We start from the raw sequence: 933 nt of genomic DNA on the forward strand, positions 1-933 counted from the left end.
AGAGCCGGACTCGAAACTCTACGCGCCGTGCCAATACCTTGCGAGGCGCCTGGTCAGGACGCGGATATGGGCGATGAATATCCACGCCTCGGCGGAAGCGATGGATTTCTCCCAGTCCTTGGCCAGTCGGCGGCATCGTCCGAGCCATGCGAAGGTGCGTTCAACGACCCAGCGCATTGGCAGAACCTCGAAGCCCTTCGCGGTATCGGAGCGCTTGACGATCTGGATCGTCCAGTCGCCGAGGCGGCGTAGGGCTCCCTCGAGTTTCGGCCCGGCGTAGCCGCCGTCCGCGAAGATGTGACGCAGCCAGGGCCAGCGGGCGCGGATGGAGCCCAGGACCGCTGGCGCCCCGTCGCGATCCTGAATGCTGGCCGCGTGAACCACGAGCCCAACGAGCAGGCCGAGCGTGTCGGTGACGATGTGCCGCTTGCGCCCCTTCACCCGCTTGCCGGCGTCGAAGCCACAAATCCCGCCACTCTCGGTGGTTTTCGCGCTTTGGCTATCGATGATGCCGGCGCTCGGGCTCGCCTCGCGGCCCTCCAGCTCGCGCGCCGCCATGACCAGGTGATTGCTGATCGTCCGCCACAATCCGCCGTCGCGCCATGCGTAGAAGTAGCGTTGCACCGTCGAGGCGGGCGGAAGATCCTTCGGGAGCATGCGCCACTGGCAGCCGGTCGTCGCGATGTAGAGGATCGCGTTCATCACCTCCCGAAGGTTCGTCGTCCGGGGGCGGCCGACCCGACGGGGCGCCGGCAGGAGCGGCGCGATCAGCGCCCATTCCCGATCCGTCAGATCACTTGCGTAGCGCGGCTCCCGGCGGTCATAGTCGCGCCGAGCGGTATCAGTCCAGGGCATCGGATCTCCGTCAGTCTTCGCAAACCGACGTGAATCACAACCCTATGATATCGCTCAACTCATTTCGGGTCCGGCTCT

At 65.9% G+C, this 933-nt stretch carries 1 protein-coding gene; it reads right to left on the bottom strand.

Annotation, left to right across the window (positions count from 1 at the left end):
* Positions 1-18 precede the first annotated feature (18 nt).
* Complete coding sequence (locus tag FJM51_RS23485; protein WP_140456504.1) at positions 19-855, bottom strand: IS5 family transposase; 837 nt, start codon at positions 853-855, stop codon at positions 19-21.
* Positions 856-933: the final 78 nt, after the last annotated feature.

Source organism: Amaricoccus solimangrovi (assembly GCF_006385685.1).
GTDB lineage: Bacteria > Pseudomonadota > Alphaproteobacteria > Rhodobacterales > Rhodobacteraceae > Amaricoccus > Amaricoccus solimangrovi.